General features: G+C 60.8%; 17 protein-coding genes and 1 pseudogene. 11 read left to right on the top strand and 7 right to left on the bottom strand.

The features are described 5' to 3' along the window. Positions 1 to 350: 350 nt before the first annotated feature. The 4 genes from PSH78_RS22350 to PSH78_RS22335 all read left to right on the top strand — a co-directional run bounded on the left by PSH78_RS22350 (position 351) and on the right by PSH78_RS22335 (position 4991). Positions 351 to 1613 (top strand): ATP-binding protein, encoded by a 1263-nt coding sequence (locus PSH78_RS22350; RefSeq protein WP_305496839.1) that lies wholly within the window; start codon positions 351 to 353, stop codon positions 1611 to 1613. Beyond that, on the top strand, positions 1606 to 2166 hold the full coding sequence (locus tag PSH78_RS22345) for a response regulator transcription factor (protein ID WP_003177957.1): 561 nt from the start codon (positions 1606 to 1608) through the stop codon (positions 2164 to 2166). Before PSH78_RS22350 ends, PSH78_RS22345 begins: the two co-directional genes overlap by 8 nt. A 91-nt stretch (positions 2167 to 2257) precedes the next feature. After that, positions 2258 to 3985 (top strand): ABC transporter ATP-binding protein/permease, encoded by a 1728-nt coding sequence (locus PSH78_RS22340; protein WP_305496838.1) that lies wholly within the window; start codon positions 2258 to 2260, stop codon positions 3983 to 3985. Positions 3986 to 4244: 259 nt separating this feature from the next. Continuing rightward, the gene (locus PSH78_RS22335) at positions 4245 to 4991 is read left to right on the top strand and encodes a FadR/GntR family transcriptional regulator (protein ID WP_305496837.1); all 747 of its coding nucleotides are present in this window, start codon (positions 4245 to 4247) and stop codon (positions 4989 to 4991) included. Between the two features lie 180 nt (positions 4992 to 5171). Here the strand turns inward: PSH78_RS22335 and PSH78_RS22330 are convergent, their stop codons facing one another. Both PSH78_RS22330 and PSH78_RS22325 read right to left on the bottom strand, forming a co-directional pair. Then, the gene (locus tag PSH78_RS22330) at positions 5172 to 5513 is read right to left on the bottom strand and encodes a hypothetical protein (protein WP_305496835.1); all 342 of its coding nucleotides are present in this window, start codon (positions 5511 to 5513) and stop codon (positions 5172 to 5174) included. Positions 5514 to 5596: 83 nt separating this feature from the next. After that, entirely contained in the window at positions 5597 to 5920 is a 324-nt protein-coding gene (locus PSH78_RS22325) for a hypothetical protein (protein WP_305496834.1), read from the bottom strand. Between the two features lie 280 nt (positions 5921 to 6200). Here PSH78_RS22325 and kdgD point away from each other — a divergent pair, with 280 nt between their 5' ends. The 5 genes and pseudogenes from kdgD to PSH78_RS22300 all read left to right on the top strand — a co-directional run bounded on the left by kdgD (position 6201) and on the right by PSH78_RS22300 (position 12871). After that, a complete protein-coding gene (gene kdgD, locus PSH78_RS22320) occupies positions 6201 to 7112 on the top strand; it encodes a 5-dehydro-4-deoxyglucarate dehydratase (protein ID WP_186613371.1) in 912 nt (303 codons plus the stop codon). A 91-nt stretch (positions 7113 to 7203) separates the two neighbouring features. Beyond that, positions 7204 to 8651, top strand: a pseudogene (locus PSH78_RS22315) (aldehyde dehydrogenase family protein). An 85-nt stretch (positions 8652 to 8736) separates the two neighbouring features. Beyond that, the gene (locus PSH78_RS22310; protein ID WP_305496832.1) at positions 8737 to 10101 is read left to right on the top strand and encodes an MFS transporter; all 1365 of its coding nucleotides are present in this window, start codon (positions 8737 to 8739) and stop codon (positions 10099 to 10101) included. A 12-nt stretch (positions 10102 to 10113) separates the two neighbouring features. Next, complete coding sequence (garD, locus tag PSH78_RS22305; protein WP_305496831.1) at positions 10114 to 11667, top strand: galactarate dehydratase; 1554 nt, start codon at positions 10114 to 10116, stop codon at positions 11665 to 11667. A 262-nt stretch (positions 11668 to 11929) separates the two neighbouring features. Beyond that, complete coding sequence (locus PSH78_RS22300) at positions 11930 to 12871, top strand: AEC family transporter (protein WP_305496830.1); 942 nt, start codon at positions 11930 to 11932, stop codon at positions 12869 to 12871. A gap of 12 nt (positions 12872 to 12883) precedes the next feature. Here the strand turns inward: PSH78_RS22300 and PSH78_RS22295 are convergent, their stop codons facing one another. Further along, positions 12884 to 14239, bottom strand: a complete 1356-nt coding sequence (locus PSH78_RS22295) for a PhoPQ-activated pathogenicity-related family protein (RefSeq protein ID WP_305496828.1) — start codon at positions 14237 to 14239, stop codon at positions 12884 to 12886. Between the two features lie 351 nt (positions 14240 to 14590). Between PSH78_RS22295 and PSH78_RS22290 the strand changes: the two genes are divergently transcribed. Then, positions 14591 to 14854 carry a DUF4917 family protein gene (locus PSH78_RS22290; protein WP_305501360.1) on the top strand — a complete coding sequence of 88 codons (264 nt, stop codon included), beginning with the start codon at positions 14591 to 14593 and terminating at the stop codon, positions 14852 to 14854. A 7-nt stretch (positions 14855 to 14861) separates the two neighbouring features. Further along, positions 14862 to 15551: a DUF4917 family protein gene (locus PSH78_RS22285; RefSeq protein WP_305496826.1), complete on the top strand. Its 690-nt coding sequence runs from the start codon at positions 14862 to 14864 to the stop codon at positions 15549 to 15551. A gap of 52 nt (positions 15552 to 15603) precedes the next feature. On the opposite strand, the gene PSH78_RS22280 is transcribed toward PSH78_RS22285, so the two are convergent. The 4 genes from PSH78_RS22280 to gatB all read right to left on the bottom strand — a co-directional run bounded on the left by PSH78_RS22280 (position 15604) and on the right by gatB (position 19064). After that, positions 15604 to 15984: a carboxymuconolactone decarboxylase family protein gene (locus PSH78_RS22280; protein WP_305496824.1), complete on the bottom strand. Its 381-nt coding sequence runs from the start codon at positions 15982 to 15984 to the stop codon at positions 15604 to 15606. Continuing rightward, positions 15981 to 17042, bottom strand: a complete 1062-nt coding sequence (locus tag PSH78_RS22275) for a calcium/sodium antiporter (RefSeq protein WP_305501359.1) — start codon at positions 17040 to 17042, stop codon at positions 15981 to 15983. The genes PSH78_RS22280 and PSH78_RS22275 overlap by 4 nt, the downstream gene beginning before the upstream one ends. 49 nt (positions 17043 to 17091) lie before the next feature. Continuing rightward, a complete protein-coding gene (locus tag PSH78_RS22270) occupies positions 17092 to 17469 on the bottom strand; it encodes a septal ring lytic transglycosylase RlpA family protein (RefSeq protein WP_305496822.1) in 378 nt (125 codons plus the stop codon). Between the two features lie 149 nt (positions 17470 to 17618). Continuing rightward, positions 17619 to 19064, bottom strand: a complete 1446-nt coding sequence (gene gatB, locus PSH78_RS22265) for an Asp-tRNA(Asn)/Glu-tRNA(Gln) amidotransferase subunit GatB (RefSeq protein ID WP_305496820.1) — start codon at positions 19062 to 19064, stop codon at positions 17619 to 17621. Positions 19065 to 19067: the final 3 nt, after the last annotated feature.

The following is a 19067-nucleotide window of genomic DNA, read 5'->3' as shown; positions in this document are numbered from 1 at the left end:
GGTTCCGAGCCTGCGTGAACGATAAGACTCTAGCTTTTATGGGCGGGTTCGCACAGTTACAACTTCTATACAGATGATGCCCTGCGAGGGCTTTCTGTGGTGAGGGGATTTATCCCCGCTGGACTGCGTAGCAGTCCCAGAATTGTCATGATTCCGCTCAGCGTGGTGCCTGACCTTTCTTTGGGCCGCTTCGCGCCCCAGCGGGGCAGTGCGACGTTTCGCTAAATCCCCTCGCCACAATGTTGGTGTGCCATTTCATGCCTGTGGCGCTTTGCCGCATCTTCGCCTCTGCCTGCCGCGCCTTGGTTATACTCCGTGCGATCCGCCTGGAGCGCTCATCAGGAGAGCTCATGCTCGCCCCTTTGCAAATGACTTCCGCTTCGCGCCAGAACCTCTGGCGTCTGACGTTCATCCGCATTCTGGTCCTCGCGGCCCAGGCCGGCTCCGTGGGGCTTGCCTATTGGTTCGACCTGCTGCCGCTGCCCTGGCTGCAACTGGCGATTACCCTGGTGTGCTCCAGCGTACTCTGCGCATTGACGGCGATTCGCCTGCGCACTTCCTGGCCAGTGACCGAGCTTGAATACGCCGTGCAACTGGCCTGCGACTTGTTTATCCACAGTGCGCTGCTGTATTTCTCCGGCGGGTCGACCAACCCCTTCGTGTCGTATTACCTGGTACCGCTGACGATTGCTGCGGTCACGCTGCCGTGGCGTTTTTCGCTGATCCTGTCCGGCATCGCCCTGGCGCTGTACACCTTGTTGCTGGCGCGGTTCTATCCGCTGGAAACCTTTCCCATTGCCCGGGAAAACCTGCAGATCTACGGCATGTGGCTGAGTTTTGCCCTGGCCGCGGCGGTCATCACGTTTTTTGCCGCGCGCATGGCCGAGGAGCTGCGTCGCCAGGAAGAGCTGCGGGCGATTCGCCGCGAAGAAGGCCTGCGCGACGAGCAGCTGCTGGCCGTGGCAACCCAGGCCGCCGGCGCCGCCCATGAATTGGGCACGCCGCTGGCGACCATGAGCGTGCTGCTCAAGGAAATGCGCCAGGATCATCATGATCCGGCGTTGCAGGAAGATCTCGGCGTGCTGCAGGACCAGGTCCAGCTGTGCAAGGAAACCCTGCAATACCTGGTGCGTGCCGCCGAGGCGAACCGCCGGCTGGCCATCGAAATGCAGGACGTCACCGACTGGCTCGACGAGGCCCTGAATCGCTGGCACCTGATGCGCCCCGAAGCCAGTTATCGCTTCCAGTGCCTGGGCCAGGGCACGGTGCCGCGCATGGCGCCGCCGCCGGACCTGACCCAGGCCTTGCTGAACCTGCTGAACAACGCCGCCGACGCCTGCCCCGAAGGCCTGGAAGTGGTACTGGACTGGAACGCCTATGAACTGACGATCTGCATTCGCGACCACGGCGCCGGTGTGCCGCTGGCGATTGCCGAGCAGATCGGCAAACCGTTTTACACCACCAAGGGCAAGGGTTTCGGCCTCGGCCTGTTTCTGAGCAAGGCCAGCGTGACACGCGCCGGCGGCTCGGTGAAACTCTACCCCCATGAGGAGGGCGGCACGCTCACCGAGCTGCGCCTGCCCCATGCCGACCGAGGAGACGAATATGAGTGACGAGATCCAAGTCGACGGCGAAGAACTGCCGCACCTGTTGCTGGTGGACGACGATGCCACCTTCACCCGCGTCATGGCCCGGGCCATGTCCCGACGCGGTTTTCGCGTCAGCACCGCCGGTTCCGCCGAAGAGGGCCTGACCATCGCCCAGGCCGACCTGCCGGACTACGCCGCCCTCGACCTGAAGATGGATGGCGACTCAGGGCTGGTGCTGCTGCCCAAGCTGCTGGAACTCGACCCGGAAATGCGCGTGGTGATCCTCACCGGTTATTCAAGCATCGCCACGGCGGTCGAGGCGATCAAGCGCGGCGCCTGCAACTATCTGTGCAAACCGGCCGACGCCGACGACGTGCTGGCCGCGCTGTTGTCCGAGCACGCCGACCTGGACACCCTGGTGCCGGAAAACCCGATGTCGGTGGACCGCCTGCAGTGGGAACACATCCAGCGGGTGCTGACCGAGCACGAAGGCAACATCTCCGCCACCGCCCGCGCCCTGGGCATGCACCGGCGGACCTTGCAGCGCAAATTGCAGAAGCGTCCGGTACGTCGCTGAACCTGCGCTGAACGAATGCTGTCCACCCTCGCGACACATCGGGCCGTTGCTTTATGATCGGCCCGAGTTTTCCCCTTATCGAGCCTTAACCATGAATCAGAACGCTGAATATTCCGCGGTCAATGACGCGGTGCGCGGCCAGTTTTTCCGCCGTGTCTGGCAAATGACCACGCCATACTGGCGCAGTGAGGAGAAGGGCAAGGCCTGGACGCTGTTGATCGCGGTGATTGCGCTGTCGCTGTTCAGCGTGGCGATTTCGGTGTGGCTGAACAATTGGTACAAGGATTTTTATAACGCCCTGCAGGAAAAGAACAGCGAGGCGTTCTGGAAATTGATCCTGTATTTCGGCGGCATCGCCACGGTGGCGATCCTCGGCGCCGTGTATCGTCTCTACCTCACCCAGATGCTCACGATTCGCTGGCGGGCCTGGCTCACCGAGCAGCATTTTGCCCGTTGGCTGAACGACAAGAATTATTACCGGCTGGAGCAAGGCGGCTACACCGACAACCCTGACCAGCGGATTTCCGAAGATCTCAACAGCTTCACTTCCACGACGTTGAGCCTGGGCTTGGGGCTGCTGCGTACCGTGGTCAGCCTGGTGTCGTTCTCGATCATTCTGTGGGGCGTGTCGGGCAGCATCGAAGTGTTCGGCTACACAATCCCTGGCTATATGTTCTGGTGCGCGCTGCTGTATGCGGCAGTGGGCAGTTGGCTGACGCATCTGATCGGTCGACGCCTGATCGGCCTGAACAACAACCAGCAGCGCTTCGAAGCCGACCTGCGATTTTCCATGGTGCGGGTGCGGGAAAACGCCGAGAGCATTGCGCTGTACAACGGCGAACCCAACGAGAACCGCCGCCTGAGCGAGCGTTTCGGCCTGGTGTGGCACAACTTCTGGGACATCATGCGCGTGTCCAAGCGCCTGACGTTCTTTACCTCTGGTTACGGGCAGATCGCGATCATCTTTCCGTTCATCGTCGCTGCGCCGCGTTATTTTTCCGGAAAGATCCAGCTGGGCGAGCTCATGCAGATCAACTCGGCGTTCGGCAATGTGCAGGAGAATTTCAGCTGGTTCATCGATGCTTACGCCTCGCTCGCCGCTTGGCGCGCCACTTGTGACCGTCTGCTGAGTTTCCGCCAGGCCATGAGCGACAACGAAGACCGGGTGCCGGCCATCGATGTGCAAAACCAGGGCAACGAACTGAAAGTCCGCAACCTCGGCCTGGACCTGAGCGACGGTCGTCATTTGCTCACCCGCGCTGAACTGAGTGTCGAACCGGGTGAGCGGGTGATGCTCAGCGGGCGTTCCGGCAGTGGCAAGTCCACCTTGCTGCGGGCGATGGGGCATTTGTGGCCCGCCGGGCACGGCAGCATCCTGTTGCCTTCGGCGCGTTATCTGTTCCTGCCGCAAAAGCCTTACCTGCCGATTGGCAGCCTGCGCGAGGTGTTGAGTTATCCACAAGCGGGCGATATCTACCCCAACGAACGTTATGCACAGGTGCTGGAAACCTGTCGCCTGCCGCACCTGATTTCGCGGCTGGACGAAAGCAACCATTGGCAACGCATGCTCTCGCCGGGCGAGCAACAGCGCCTGGCCTTTGCCCGGGCATTGCTGTACGCGCCACTGTGGTTGTACATGGACGAAGCGACTTCGGCGATGGATGAAGAAGACGAGGCGACGCTGTACCAGGCTTTGCTCGACCAGTTGCCAGGCCTGAGCATCATCAGCGTCGGCCATCGAAGCAGTTTGAAACGTTTCCATGGGCGACATGTGCGCATCGAGAATGGCCAACTGGTGGAGCAGGCCGTAACCGCCTGAAACCCCCAAACCTGATGTGGGAGCGAGCCTGCTCGCGAAGGCGGTGTGTCAGTTGCCATTGACGTATCTGATACAGCGTCTTCGCGAGCAGGCTCGCTCCCACAAGGGTTGCTGGTGAACCGCAGGTTTATGTCTACAGCCGGTCCCCTGTGGGAGCTTGCTCGCGATGAAAGCGACTCGGTTTCTGCACCAACGGTGATCGTACAACCACGTTGCGCTATGATGCGTATTCAGCCGCTTGTCTAAATAGAGATACACCATGGAAAACCCGCTCAACGTCCCACGTCTTCCCCGCAAGCGCCGCAGCCTGGCGCAGGAGCTGGTGACGGTGCTGTCCGAGCAGATTCGCGACGGTCTGCTCAAGCGTGGCGATAAATTGCCCACCGAGTCGGCGATCATGGAAGCCCATGGCGTCAGCCGCACTGTGGTGCGCGAGGCGATCTCCCGTTTGCAGGCGGCAGGGCAAGTGGAAACCCGCCACGGTATCGGCACCTTCGTGCTCGACACGCCGAGCCCGAGCGGCTTTCGCATCGACCCGGCGACGGTGGTCACCTTGCGTGATGTGCTGGCGATCCTCGAATTGCGCATCAGCCTGGAGGTGGAATCGGCCGGGCTGGCGGCGCAGCGCCGTAGCGACGAACAATTGGCAGCGATGCGCGCGGCCCTCGACGCCTTGAATGAAAGCGCCGCCCACGCCAGCGACGCGGTGGCCTCGGACTTCGCTTTCCACCTGGAAATCGCCCTGTCCACCGGCAACCGCTACTTCACCGACATCATGACCCACCTGGGCACCAGCATCATCCCGCGTACCCGGCTGAACTCGGCGCGCCTGGCCCACGACGACCAGCAGCATTACATGGACCGCCTGAGCCGCGAGCACGAAGAAATCTACGAAGCCATTGCCCGCCAGGATTCCGATGCGGCCCGCGCGGCCATGCGCCTGCATCTGACCAACAGCCGCGAGCGGCTGCGCCAGGCCCATGAAGAGGCACAAGCACAAGGCTGAGATAGCCGCTGCTTCCGTGGCGAGGGAGCTTGCTCCCGCTTGACCGGGCTGGCGCTCCAGTGCGAAGCGCTCATTTGGAGAGGGGCCGCTGCGCAGCCCAGCGGGAGCAAGCTCCCTCGCCACGGAAGGTCCTGTGTTGAGTTCTGTTCAGCAGATGAACCAACCGCAACGGAAGGGCGGTTACGGCTCGATTTTCAACTTCACCGGGTCTGAATAAAAGTCCAGGCCAGACTCGTTGGCAAACCAGTACTGCAATTCAACTTCTTTTCCCAGATACCTTTTCAGCGCGCTCTTGGGCACGGTTACCCGTAACCCCGTCAATTTGATCGGCCCCTGGTCGAGGTCGTCCCACCTGCCCGCAGGCACTTGTTCTCCCTCCCATTCGGGGAGGTCATCGGCGCGCAGCGTCGGGAAAACCCACCAGTCGGCGGAAATCTCGTCGGCATCGGGGATCAACACGTCCAGGGTATTTCCCAGCGCCGCCAAACTGATCGACAGGATGGGTGGGTCGAACATAGCCATGATCTAACTCCTTGTAAGCCGCCCACGACTGGGTTGGGGGCGGCTCATGTCAAACGTGTAATTCACTTGGAAGGGCTCGGTAGCTATTCGACAATCGGTACGTGAAGCTCGTCAGATTGACCATCAGGAGTGGTATAGAAGATCGTCGCTGTTCCTAGGTGGATACCGTAACTGGCGTACCCAACCTCGAATTCGATTTCAGTCATGCCTGGGGTCCAGATCTCCGTTTCAGCCCATTTCGTCGTTTCCAAAATGTTGAAATAAGCCGTCACCTCCACGTTATTCCCAGCTAGTCCGCTGGTGTCCACGTGGATTTTTAGTTTTTTGTGTTTGCTTTTAACGATCTGGGTGATTACCGCGCCATCGAGATCTGTCAGGGTTGGTGAGACGGGCTTTTTTGACGACATGATCAATCTTCCTTTTCCATGAGGCGCATTGGTGCGCACGTCAAACCTACGAGCCACTGCACGGACGCACAACTGTCAGATCTGATAGTGGCAGCGTGCACCCAGGTATGCCGCGCGCTGTCCTGAACCCCGGCGGAAGAGGTCGCACTCGACCACAACACGTACCCGCCGACGAAATTCAGTTGACGTTCGGATTTTAAGTTGTACGATGACCTACAACTTCTCACGAAGCTGAACCGCTTTCCTACAACACAACATTTGCGTCCAGGGTGTTCGAATAATGAATCCACAAGAACTGAAGTCCATCCTCTCGTCTGGCCTGCTGTCGTTCCCGGTCACCGATTTCACTGCCAACGGCGATTTCAATCGCGACAGCTACATCAAGCGCCTCGAGTGGCTGGCCCCGTATGGCGCCTCTGCATTGTTCGCAGCGGGCGGCACCGGTGAATTCTTCTCCCTGGCCGCCAGTGAGTATTCGCAAGTCATCAAGACCGCCGTCGATACCTGCGCCACCAGCGTGCCAATCCTCGCCGGTGTCGGCGGTGCGACCCGGCAGGCCATCGAATACGCTCAGGAAGCCGAGCGTCTGGGTGCCAAGGGCTTGCTGCTGCTGCCGCACTACCTGACCGAAGCCAGCCAGGACGGCGTTGCCGCCCACGTTGAAGCCGTGTGCAAATCGGTGAAGATCGGCGTGGTGGTCTACAACCGTAACGTCTGCCGCCTGAACGCCACCCAGCTGGAGCAGTTGGCCGAGCGTTGCCCGAACCTGATCGGCTACAAGGACGGCCTGGGCGATATCGAATTGATGGTGTCGATCCGTCGTCGCCTCGGCGATCGCTTCAGCTACCTGGGCGGCCTGCCGACCGCCGAAGTCTACGCCGCTGCCTACAAGGCGCTGGGCGTACCGGTCTACTCCTCGGCGGTGTTCAACTTCATCCCGAAAACCGCGATGGACTTCTACCACGCCATTGCCCGCGAAGATCACGAAACCGTCGGCAAGATCATCGACGATTTCTTCCTGCCGTACCTGGACATCCGCAACCGCAAGGCCGGTTACGCGGTGAGCATCGTCAAGGCCGGTGCGAAAATCGTTGGCTACGACGCGGGCCCTGTGCGCACGCCGCTGACCGACCTGCTGCCAGAAGAGTACGAAGCCCTGGCCGCGCTGATCGACAAGCAAGGCAAGCAGTAACAGACCCGACAAAGCCGCTGAGCAATCAGCGGCTTTTTGCGTACAGGGACGCCCAGCGTTCCTAGACAGGTTTTGTAATAGGAGAAGCTCCGTGGCAGATTCAAAGCGTTTCGATAACTACATCAACGGTCAGTGGGTAGCCGGTGCCGACTATTGCACCAACATCAACCCGTCTGACTTGTCCGATGTCATCGGTGAATACGCCAAGGCTGACGCCGCTCAAGTCAATGCCGCCATCGACGCTGCTCGTGCTGCGTTCCCGGCCTGGTCGACCTCGGGTATCCAGGCCCGCCACGACGCGTTGGATAAAGTTGGCAGCGAAATTCTCGCCCGCCGCGAAGAACTCGGCCAACTGCTGGCCCGGGAAGAGGGCAAGACCCTGCCCGAAGCCATCGGCGAAGTGACTCGCGCCGGCAACATTTTCAAATTCTTCGCCGGCGAGTGCCTGCGCCTGTCGGGTGATTACGTGCCGTCGGTGCGTCCGGGCGTCAACGTTGAAGTCACTCGTGAAGCCCTTGGTGTGGTTGGCCTGATCACCCCGTGGAACTTCCCGATCGCTATTCCGGCGTGGAAAATCGCCCCGGCCCTGGCCTACGGCAACTGCGTGGTGATCAAGCCCGCCGAGCTGGTGCCGGGCTGTGCCTGGGCCTTGGCCGAAATCATTTCCCGCGCCGGTTTCCCGGCCGGTGCGTTCAACCTGGTCATGGGCAGCGGCCGCGTGGTCGGTGAAGTCCTGGTCAACAGCCCCAAAGTCGACGGCATCAGCTTCACCGGTTCCGTGGGCGTGGGCCGGCAGATCGCGGTCAACTGCGTGTCGCGCCAAGCCAAGGTGCAGTTGGAAATGGGCGGCAAGAACCCGCAGATCATCCTCGACGACGCCGACCTCAAGCAGGCCGTCGAGCTGGCGGTGCAGAGCGCGTTCTATTCCACCGGCCAGCGTTGCACCGCGTCGAGCCGCCTGATCGTCACCGCCGGTATCCACGACAAGTTCGTCGCGGCGATGGCCGAGCGCATGCAGTCGATCAAGGTCGGTCATGCATTGAAGGCCGGCACTGATATCGGCCCTGTGGTCTCCGAGGCCCAGCTCAACCAGGACTTGAAGTACATCGACATCGGCCAGAGCGAAGGTGCGCGGTTGGTCAGCGGTGGTGGTGTGGTGACCTGCGACACCGAAGGTTACTTCCTGGCGCCGACGCTGTTCGCCGACAGTGAAGCCTCGATGCGCATCACAGCCGTGAAGAGATCTTCGGCCCGGTCGCCAACATCGTGCGCGTGGCTGACTACGAGGCGGCGCTGGCGATGGCCAACGACACCGAGTTCGGCCTGTCCGCAGGTATCGCCACCACTTCGTTGAAGTACGCCAACCACTTCAAGCGCCATTCCCAGGCGGGCATGGTAATGGTCAACCTGCCGACCGCCGGCGTGGATTACCACGTGCCGTTCGGCGGGCGCAAAGGATCGTCCTACGGTTCGCGCGAGCAAGGCCGCTACGCGCAAGAGTTCTACACCGTGGTGAAGACCTCCTACATCGGCTCGTAATACGCAACACCGGACGGCGCCGGATTTCGGCGCCGTCCGTACAATTTGATTTCCCGCATAAAAATAAATAGTGGAAGTAGATTACATGCAAGAGACCAAGCCGACGCACGTCCGCTATTTGATCCTGCTCATGCTGTTTTTGGTGACAACGATCAACTATGCCGACCGTGCCACCATCGCCATCGCTGGCTCCAGCCTGCAAAAAGACCTCGGCATCGATGCCGTCACCCTCGGTTATATCTTCTCCGCCTTCGGCTGGGCCTACGTGGCCGGGCAGATTCCTGGCGGCTGGCTGCTCGACCGTTTCGGTTCGAAAAAAATCTATGCCCTGAGCATTTTCACTTGGTCGTTGTTCACCGTGCTGCAAGGCTATGTCGGTGAATTCGGCATGTCCACGGCGGTGGTTGCGCTGTTCATGCTGCGCTTCCTGGTCGGGCTGGCCGAAGCGCCTTCCTTCCCGGGCAACGCCCGTATCGTCGCGGCCTGGTTCCCCACTGCGGAACGCGGCACCGCCTCGGCGATCTTCAACTCGGCGCAGTATTTCGCCACCGTACTGTTCGCACCGCTGATGGGCTGGATCGTCTACCGCTTCGGCTGGCAGCACGTGTTCATCGTGATGGGCGTGATCGGTATCGTGTTCTCGCTGGTCTGGCTGAAGGTGATCTACAGCCCGCGCCAGCACCCGATGATCAACGAGGCCGAGTTCAATCACATCGCGTCCAACGGCGCGATGGTCGACATGGATCAGGACAAGGGCAAAGAAAAGAAAGCCGATGGTCCGAAGTGGGATTACATTCGCCAGCTGCTGACCAACCGTATGATGCTGGGCGTATATCTGGGCCAATACTGCATCAACGGCATTACCTACTTCTTCCTGACCTGGTTCCCGGTGTACCTGGTGCAGGAACGCGGCATGACCATCCTCAAGGCCGGTTTCATCGCGTCCTTGCCAGCCATCTGTGGATTTATCGGCGGCGTGCTTGGCGGGGTGATTTCCGACTACCTGCTGCGCAAGGGCCACTCGCTGACCTTCGCCCGCAAGGCGCCGATCATCGCCGGCCTGCTGGTGTCCAGCAGCATCGTGGCGTGCAACTATGTGGACATCGAATGGATGGTGGTGGGCTTCATGGCCCTGGCCTTCTTCGGTAAAGGCGTCGGTGCACTGGGCTGGGCCGTGGTCTCCGACACCTCGCCAAAACAGATCGCCGGCTTGAGCGGTGGCCTGTTCAACACCTTCGGCAACCTGGCGTCGATTACCACGCCAATCGTCATCGGCTACATCATCAGCTCAACCGGTTCGTTCAAGTGGGCGCTGGTGTTTGTCGGTTGCAACGCGCTGATGGCGGTGTTCAGCTACCTGGTTATCGTGGGCCCGATCAAGCGTGTCGTGCTCAAGGAACCAGCGGCCAAGGATGTCGATCTCTCCAGCCTGTCTGAAGCCAAATCCTGAGGAGCGGTGTCGATGAATCTGATTGAACATGCCGATTCGCCCCGTTACATCCGCCTGCACGAGCGGGACAACGTAGTGATCGTCGTCAACGACCAAGGCGTACCGGCCGGGACCGAATTCCCGGACGGCCTGGTCACCGTCGACTTCGTGCCGCAAAGCCACAAAGTCACCCTGGAGGATATTCCCGAGGGCGGCGAGGTGATTCGCTACGGCCAGGTCATTGGCTACGCGCTGCAGCCGATCCCGCGTGGCAGCTGGGTCAAGGAAGACCAGTTGCGCATGCCTACCGCGCCACCGCTGGACAGCCTGCCGCTGTCGACCGACGTGCCGGCGGCCGATGCGCCGCTTGAGGGCTACACCTTCGAGGGTTATCGCAACGCCGACGGTACCGTCGGCACGCGCAACATCCTCGGTATAACCACCACGGTGCAATGCGTGACCGGCGTGCTGGACCATGCGGTCAAGCGCATCAAGGATGAGCTGCTGCCCAAGTATCCGAACGTCGATGACGTGGTGGCGCTGACCCACAGCTACGGCTGTGGCGTGGCGATCACTGCCACCGATGCCTATATCCCGATTCGCACCGTGCGCAACCTGGCGCGCAACCCGAACCTGGGTGGCGAGGCGCTGGTGATCAGCCTGGGCTGCGAGAAATTGCAGGCCGGGCAGGTGATGCACGAAGGCGACGCCTCGGTGGATCTCAGCGAGCCATGGTTGTATCGCTTGCAGGATTCCAGCCACGGCTTCACCGAGATGATCGAGCAGATCATGGAGCTGGCCGAGACCCGTCTGAAGAAACTCGACCAGCGCCGTCGCGAAACCGTGCCGGCCTCGGAGCTGATCCTGGGCATGCAATGCGGCGGCAGCGATGCGTTTTCCGGCATCACCGCGAACCCGGCCCTGGGTTACGCCTCGGATTTGCTGCTGCGGGCCGGTGCGACGGTGATGTTCTCCGAAGTCACCGAAGTGCGCGATGCGATCTACCTGCTGACGTCCCGGGCGCAAACCCGTGAAGTCGCCGAGGAACTGGTGCGCGAGATGGACTGGTACGACCGCTATCTGGCCAAGGGCGAAGCCGATCGCAGCGCCAACACCACGCCTGGCAACAAGAAGGGCGGGCTGTCGAACATCGTCGAAAAATCCCTGGGCTCGATTGTTAAATCCGGCAGCAGCGCGATCAACGGCGTGCTCGGCCCGGGCGAGCGCTTCAAGCAAAAGGGCCTGATCTTTTGCGCCACGCCGGCCAGTGATTTTGTCTGCGGTACGCTGCAACTGGCGGCGGGGATGAACCTGCACGTGTTCACCACCGGACGCGGTACGCCGTACGGTTTGGCGATGGCGCCGGTGGTGAAGGTCTCGACCCGCACCGAACTGGCTCAACGCTGGCCCGACCTGATTGATGTCGACGCCGGCCGGATCGCCACCGGGCGTGCAAGCATCGAAGAGCTGGGCTGGGAGCTGTTCCACTACTATCTGGATGTGGCCAGCGGCAAGAAACAGACCTGGGCCGAGCGGCACAAGCTGTACAACGACATCACGTTGTTCAACCCGGCGCCGATTACCTGAGGATTGAGTAACCGCTGGAGATCCAATGTGGGAGCGAGCTTGCTCGCGATGGGGGCGGTACATTCAGCATTGATGCAAGCTGCCCCGGCGCCTTCGCGAGCAAGCTCGCTCCCACAGGGGGATGTGTGGTGAGTGTGGATTTGTGGTCGACGCCGTACAAATGTAGGAGCGAGCCTGCTCGCGATAGTGCTTCACCAGACGCCAACGCCGTGAGTGGCTATCATTAGCCACCTAACGACACTCCTTCTCAAGGTCCCCCGGCATGCTGGCAATTTTCCTCGAAACCCTGAACATCACCGCGCCGGTGTTTGCCATGCTGTTTCTGGGGACGCTGCTCAAGCGTATCAATTGGATCAACGACAACTTCATCTACATCGCCTCGTCGCTGGTGTTCAACGTCACCATGCCGGCGCTGTTGTTCCTCGGCATCCTGCATGCCGATCTGCATGCGGCGTTGCAGCCGGACCTGCTGATCTATTTCTCGATCGCCACCCTGGCGAGTTTTGCCATGGCCTGGGGCTGGGCGATCTGGCGTTGCCCGCGTGAAGATCGCGGTATCTACACCCAGGGCGCGTTTCGTGGCAACAACGGGGTAATCGGCCTGGCGCTGGCGGCAAGCATGTACGGTGACTACGGGATTTCCTTGGGCGCGATTCTCGCGGCGCTGGTGATCCTGTTCTACAACACCTTGTCGACCATCGTGTTGGCGGTCTACAGCCCGGTGATCAAGTCCGACCCATGGAGCATCTGCAAAAGCGTGATCAGCAACCCGCTGATCATCAGCGTGCTCGCCGCCGCGCCGTTCGCCTATTGGCAAATCGGCCTGCCGAACTGGTTCGAGACCTCGGCCAGATACCTGTCGCAAATGACTTTGCCCCTGGCGTTGATCTGCATCGGCGGCACCCTGTCGCTGGCGGCCTTGCGCAAGAGTGGCAAGATGGCCCTGAGTTCGAGTCTGGTGAAAATGGTCGGCCTGCCGCTGGTGACCACGTTGGGCGCCTGGCTGTGGGGCTTTCGCGGCGCCGAGTTGGGGATCCTGTTCCTGTACTTCGGCAGCCCCACCGCCGCCGCCAGCTTCGTCATGGCCCGCGCCGCGAATGGCAACCATGAGTTGGCGGCAGCAATCATCGTCATCACTACGCTGATGGCGGCGATTACCACCAACGTGGGGATTTTTGTGCTGCAGTGGGGCGGGTGGATCTAGAGCCTTGCCTGTTCACTGGTCAGCCAGCGTCTTGCAGGCCGGTTCGATCGCGGGTGGAGCAACCGCAGGATAGCTGTCCGGCGTAATGACGACAGGCGTGGTCGAGACGAACCCATCGGCAAATGTCGCTTCGACAAACGTGGCGGTCCAACCGCGATCTGGTGTAGCGAGCGGTACTTGCAGGTGTAACGGTTCACCGGGCTGCAATGGTTTCGATACGTAGCGGATCCCACAGGAATGGCGGAAGTCGCGAGCCAGCGGATTGTGTGCGGTCCATTGGACGACCTTTGACGGCGCCTCGGAAAACTTCACATCAAGCATCGGCTTTTGCGCCACCGTAAGCTGTTCCATTCGCACGACAGGCAAGGGCCGGTCACTCTGCCAGCGGCCCAGCGCGCTGATCAAGGTCTGTTCGGTGAATGCCGAAATACCGTAGTGGCTGCTGTTCGGAGCTACGCGAAGGGCGGTCGGCGCGGGCAGCTTTTCGAGATAGAAACGCGCATTGTCCGGAACGAAGAAATCGTCGCCGCTGGCATTGACGATGTACTTGTCGATCGACAGGCGCTCGGCATACGCGCTGTCCAGATAGGCCAGCGGGTCTTCTATTTGCCGCAGTTGGGCAAAGGCGGGGGTGTGTCGTTGCCGGGTGATGCCTTGCTCGTGATAGTCACGAAACGCCAGCGGCCATTGTTTGCCGTAGGTGCGCCAGGTGTGTTCAAGCACTTGGTCCATGTTCAGTATGTCTATCACGAACGGGACGATGGCGTTGATTCGTGAGTCGGCGATCGCGGCCAACCATACTGCCCAGGCCCGCTTTGAAGTGCCGGTGGCAACAAACGTGTCGATTTGCCAGTCCTTCAGTTCCGCCTGGGCCAGGTCCATGGTCTTGACCACCGTTGCGGCCATGGGCAAATGCAGGGTCATGAACGGATTGGATTCCGGCGCCTTGAGAAAGAGTTGCCAGCTGTGCGCCACACTGGAGTCCTCACGGCGAGGAACCTGGTCATCGGTATAGGTCAGGTATTGGTTGGGCACGTCGCTGACCGAAATCACGATGGTGCGACTCTTGCGGGCGATTTCCAGCAGCGTCGCTTCCGTGAAGTCCGTCGGGGGAGCGGATGACTTGCCTGGAGCGGGGATGCTGATGCCGTTATTGGCCACCAGAAGTGCTCGGTGCCTGATCGCGTCGGTGGGAATGTAGATGTCTACCGTGTGCCCCCAACGCGTGGGGCTGACCAGCTCGCGAGGGGACCAGCCCTGGGAGGACAGGCGAAAGCTGCGTTTCTCCAGATCAGGCAAGCGCTGGGTTTCGACGAGGTGGTAGTCGAGCGGGTAGCTGTCCTGGGTTTTCTTGTAACAGGCCAGCACTTCACTGAAATCCGCGGATTCTGCTCCGAGGCAGTGCTGAGAAGGTTGTGCGGCAGCAGCGCAGGCAAGCGAGGCAAGCGCCATGACGACTGCCGATACGAGGCGTAGTGGGAGTTTCCACATGTGGGGCTCCTTGTGGATAGGCGTCCATGAACTGGGCTGCCAGTTTGGCCCACGACAGTCCGATAGGCACGTTCGATTGATGCCCCGATGTTGTCCGGATATGTCGTCGTCTCGTGCAGGTGCCCCTCCTGCAGAGTGTTTCAGAGAGGAAAAGTTGGTCTGGGTGATGGCATATTGGTATTGTTGTGGCAGGACTTGACCGCACCGCCACAAGGATTCGTAGACGTGATGACTTTCGAAGAAGCTTTTTCATCAATCGGCGATGACAGCCGATCCATTCTCTTGGCCAACGGATTTTCTCAGGCCTGGAACAGGAATATATTCAGCTATAAAAGCCTTTTTTCAAGCGCTGATTTTGGCGAGCGGACTGAGGTTATCCGGCGCATTTTCGATAATTTTAAAACCTATGACTTTGAAAAGGTCATGAAAAAGTTGATCGCGACTGAGGATGTCCTGAAGATCTATAATGCCGATCCCCAGGCTTATACATGAAGTCCAAATGGATCAGGAAATCATAAAGACCGCCTTGATCGAAGTTATCTCGCAAACCCATCCCGAGCTGCCCCACGAAGTCACCGATTCTCAGTACGTATCGGTCAGGAAGTTTCTCAAGCCATTCGATGACGTGTTTACCCTGAATTACGACCTGTTGTTCTACTGGGCGAGGAACAAGGATCGTCTCGAACCCGATTACGATACAGATGATGGTTTTCGAGCCGGCCAGATATGGAGAGGGGCCCCTACGCAGAATGTGCATTTTCTTCATGGTGGCCTGCATATCTATGACACGCAGGCCGGTGTCAAGAAACACGCTTTTAACGACCAAGGCGAGTCGATCATCGAGCAAGTGAAGTGGAACATGGAAAACAAGAGGTTCCCTACCTTTGTTTCAGAACCTTCCCATGAACGCAAGCGCGTCAGGATCCAGCATAACCCCTACCTCAGCTATTGTTTTGATCGGCTGGGTGGCTTGGAGGGCGTGCTATTCATATACGGACATTCGTTCGACGCCAACGACAGGCATATTTTCGATCAAATAAAATGGAGCAGGGTGTATCGGGTTTTTGTGAGCGTCTATGGTGACGAGGACAGCGAAGAAAATACTTTGATGAAGGGGCGGGCCCAGGCTTATCTGGGCGCTCACAAGGTCGAGTTTTTCCAAGCCGAAAGTGCTCGAATCTGGCACTGACCCGATAGGTCCGGACAGGCATGATACGTTCACGCCTGTGGTCGTTTCCCATCTATGCCGAAGGTTCGTAGGCCTCAATCACTTCCTGCGCCGCCCGAAACGCATCGATCGCCGCCGGCACGCCCGCGTACACCGCGCAATGCAGCAGTGCCTCACGAATCTCCTCTACCGTGCAGCCGTTGTTCAGCGCCCCGCGCACGTGGCCTTTGAGTTCCTGCGGGCACTTGAGGGCGGTAAGGGCGGCAAGGGTGATCAGGCTGCGGGTTTTCAGCGGCAGGCCTTCGCGGCTCCAGACGCTGCCCCAGGCGTGCTCGTTGACGAAGTCCTGCAGCGGCTGGGTGAATTCGGTGGCGTTGCCCAGGGCGCGATCGACGAAGGCATCGCCCATCACCTGGCGACGCATGTCGAGGCCGGTCTTCGGAGTGTCGGTCATGGCAAATCCCTCTTGTGGTGTTGGCGGCGCCAGGCGCGCACCGAGGTGAACAGCAAAAAAGCCAGCAGGGCCGGCAGCACGTAGAACAGCATCAGGCGTTCCAGTTGGCCGGCCAGGGGCATGCCGGTGGTGAACGACACCACGTGCAGCCCGTAGGCCAGGTACAAGCCCAGCAACAGCAGCCCTTCGGCGCGGGTGACGCGGTAGCCGGAATAGAATACCGGCAGGCACAGCACCGCCACGCCGAGCATTACCGGCAGGTCGAAGTCCAGGGCATTGGGCGAGACCGAGAGCGGCGAAGGGGCGGCGAGGGCGGTCACGCCGAGTACGCCCAGCAGGTTGAACAGGTTGCTGCCAATCACGTTGCCCACCGCAATGTCCCGCTGGCCGCGCAGTGCGGCGATCAGTGAAGTGGCGAGTTCCGGCAGCGAGGTGCTGACGGCGACGATGGTCAGGCCGATGATGCGCTCCGAGAGTCCCAGGTCCGTCGCCACTTCCACCGCGGCGCCCAGTAACAGGTGCCCGGCGAAAACCAGCATGGCCAGGCCCGACGCGATCATTACCAGGCTTTTGGGCCAGCCCATGTCGACCACTTCGCCGCCCAGCGGGTGCGGTCGTCCCGAATGCCGGGACTGGCGCAGCAGCAGCGCCAAATACACCGCCAGGGCTATCAGCAGCAGCGCTCCGTCCAGTCGGGTCAGCTCTTCGTTCCAGGCCAGCACGAAAACCAGCAGGCACGCGCCGATCATCAGCGGGATGTCCAGGCGCACCAGTTGCCGCGAGACGCGCAACGGAATAATCAGCGCCGACAGGCCAAGGGTCACAAGGAGGTTGAAAATCGTGCTGCCGATGACGCTGCCCACGGCGATGTCGGCGTTTTGCGCCAGGGTCGCCTGCAGGCTGACGGCCATCTGTGGCGCGCTGCTGCCGAAAGCGACGACGGTCAGGCCGATGATCAGTGGACGCACCTGCAAGCGCGCCGCCAGGCCGACAGCGGCACGCACCAGCAGCTCGGCGCCGGCGATCAGCAACAGCAAGGCGCCGAGCAATTCGATCAGGCTGAGCAGGGGTAAAGCGTTGATCAGGGAAATGGCCGGGCTCCGTCTGTCAGTCGTCGAGGGCTTGTACGCGCACCCGCGCGGTACCGCTGCGCAGCATGCCCAACTGTTCGGCAGCGGCGCGCGATACATCGATCAGTCGGCCGCGTGAATACGGACCACGATCGTTGATGCGGACCACGACGCTGTCGTTGTTTTTCAGGTTGGTGATTTTCACCCGGGTGCCGAACGGCAACTGGCGATGAGCGGCGGTCAGGCCGTGCTGGTCGAAACGTTCGCCGCTGGCGGTGCGTTTGCCGTGGTGCCGGGAACCGTAATAGGAGGCGACGCCGGTCTGGTCGTAGCCGTGTGGATCGACCGTCCCGCTCTGGCTGGCACAGCCGGCCAGCAGGGCCAGCAGGGCGCAGGCGCCGAGGAGACGCTTCATGTAAAAGGTTCCGAATACAAGTGTGGGAGCGGGCTTGCTCGCGAAAGCGGTGTACCAGTCAACACAGATGTTGAATGTCACTGCCTCTTCGCGAGCAAGCTCGCTCCCACAGGGGGGTGAGCCAGATTGGAAGACTGGCTCCATGGCCATCAGCCCTCGAGCTTGCTTTTGAGCAGTTCGTTGACCTGTTGCGGGTTGGCCTTGCCCTTGGAGGCTTTCATGGCCTGGCCGACGAAGAAGCCGAACATCTTGCCGCGCTTGGCTTCGTCCGCCGCGCGGTACTGTTCGACCTGCTCGGCATTGGCCGCGAGCATTTCATCGAGCACGGCGCTGATCGCACCAGTGTCGGTGACCTGCTTCAAGCCGCGCTTCTCGATGATCTCGTCGGCGCTGCCTTCGCCATTGGCCATGGCTTCAAAGACCATCTTGGCGATCTTGCCGGAAATGGTGTTGTCCTTGATCCGCAACAGCATGCCGCCCAGTTGCTCGGCCGAGACCGGCGACTCGTCGATTTCCAGGCCCTGCTTGTTCAACAGGCTGCCCAGTTCGACCATTACCCAGTTGGCCGCCAGCTTGGCGTCGCCGCCGATGCTCACGACTTTCTCGAAGTAATCGGCCTGTTCGCGGCTGGTGGCCAGGACGTTGGCGTCATAGCTCGACAGCCCGAACTGCGCCTGGAAGCGCTCGCGCTTTTGCGGCGGCAGTTCCGGCAGGGTGGCGCGCACTTCGTCGAGGAACGAGTTCTCGATGACCACCGGCAGCAGGTCCGGATCGGGGAAGTAACGGTAGTCGTTGGCTTCCTCCTTGCTGCGCATCGGACGGGTCTCGTCCTTGTTCGGATCGTACAGGCGCGTCTGCTGGATGACCTTGCCGCCGTCCTCGATCAGTTCGATCTGGCGCTGGATCTCGCTGTTGATCGCCTTCTCGATGAAGCGGAACGAGTTGACGTTCTTGATCTCGCAGCGGGTGCCGAACTCGGTCTGGCCCTTGGGCCGGATCGACACGTTGCAGTCGCAGCGCAGCGAGCCTTCGGCCATGTTGCCGTCGCAGATGCCCAGGTAGCGCACCAGCGCGTGGATGGCCTTGACGTAGGCCACGGCTTCCTTGGCGCTGCGCATGTCCGGCTCGGAGACGATTTCCAGCAGCGGCGTGCCGGCACGGTTCAGGTCGATGCCGGTGGCGCCGTTGAATTCTTCGTGCAGGCTCTTGCCGGCGTCTTCTTCCAGGTGCGCCCGGGTGATGCCGACGCGCTTGACCGTGCCGTCTTCCAGGGCGATGTCCAGGTGGCCCTTGCCGACGATCGGCAGTTCCATCTGGCTGATCTGGTAGCCCTTGGGCAGGTCCGGGTAGAAGTAGTTCTTGCGGGCGAACACGTTGTGCTGGCCGATCTCGGCGTCGATCGCCAGGCCGAACATCACCGCCATGCGCACCGCTTCGGCGTTGAGCACCGGCAATACGCCGGGCATGCCCAGGTCTACCAGGCTGGCCTGGGTGTTGGGCTCGGAACCGAACGTGGTCGAGCTACCGGAAAAGATTTTCGATCGGGTGGTGAGCTGGGTATGAATCTCCAGCCCGATCACGACTTCCCATTGCATGTG

The organism is Pseudomonas sp. FP198 (genome assembly GCF_030687895.1).
Classification (GTDB): Bacteria; Pseudomonadota; Gammaproteobacteria; order Pseudomonadales; family Pseudomonadaceae; genus Aquipseudomonas.
This window is presented reverse-complemented; position numbering and strand designations above follow the sequence as displayed.

Excerpts from the sequence above, each read along its gene's own strand:
- PSH78_RS22330 (WP_305496835.1), bottom strand. The coding sequence starts at position 5,513 with ATGGCTATGTTCGACCCACCCATCCTGTCGATCAGTTTGGCGGCGCTG.
- PSH78_RS22290 (WP_305501360.1), top strand. The coding sequence starts at position 14,591 with ATGACTTTCGAAGAAGCTTTTTCATCAATCGGCGATGACAGCCGATCC.
- garD (WP_305496831.1), top strand. The coding sequence starts at position 10,114 with ATGAATCTGATTGAACATGCCGATTCGCCCCGTTACATCCGCCTGCAC.
- PSH78_RS22340 (WP_305496838.1), top strand. The coding sequence starts at position 2,258 with ATGAATCAGAACGCTGAATATTCCGCGGTCAATGACGCGGTGCGCGGC.
- gatB (WP_305496820.1), bottom strand. The coding sequence starts at position 19,064 with ATGCAATGGGAAGTCGTGATCGGGCTGGAGATTCATACCCAGCTCACC.
- PSH78_RS22285 (WP_305496826.1), top strand. The coding sequence starts at position 14,862 with ATGGATCAGGAAATCATAAAGACCGCCTTGATCGAAGTTATCTCGCAA.
- PSH78_RS22325 (WP_305496834.1), bottom strand. The coding sequence starts at position 5,920 with ATGTCGTCAAAAAAGCCCGTCTCACCAACCCTGACAGATCTCGATGGC.
- PSH78_RS22310 (WP_305496832.1), top strand. The coding sequence starts at position 8,737 with ATGCAAGAGACCAAGCCGACGCACGTCCGCTATTTGATCCTGCTCATG.
- PSH78_RS22345 (WP_003177957.1), top strand. The coding sequence starts at position 1,606 with ATGAGTGACGAGATCCAAGTCGACGGCGAAGAACTGCCGCACCTGTTG.
- PSH78_RS22300 (WP_305496830.1), top strand. The coding sequence starts at position 11,930 with ATGCTGGCAATTTTCCTCGAAACCCTGAACATCACCGCGCCGGTGTTT.
- kdgD (WP_186613371.1), top strand. The coding sequence starts at position 6,201 with ATGAATCCACAAGAACTGAAGTCCATCCTCTCGTCTGGCCTGCTGTCG.
- PSH78_RS22270 (WP_305496822.1), bottom strand. The coding sequence starts at position 17,469 with ATGAAGCGTCTCCTCGGCGCCTGCGCCCTGCTGGCCCTGCTGGCCGGC.
- PSH78_RS22350 (WP_305496839.1), top strand. The coding sequence starts at position 351 with ATGCTCGCCCCTTTGCAAATGACTTCCGCTTCGCGCCAGAACCTCTGG.
- PSH78_RS22335 (WP_305496837.1), top strand. The coding sequence starts at position 4,245 with ATGGAAAACCCGCTCAACGTCCCACGTCTTCCCCGCAAGCGCCGCAGC.
- PSH78_RS22280 (WP_305496824.1), bottom strand. The coding sequence starts at position 15,984 with ATGACCGACACTCCGAAGACCGGCCTCGACATGCGTCGCCAGGTGATG.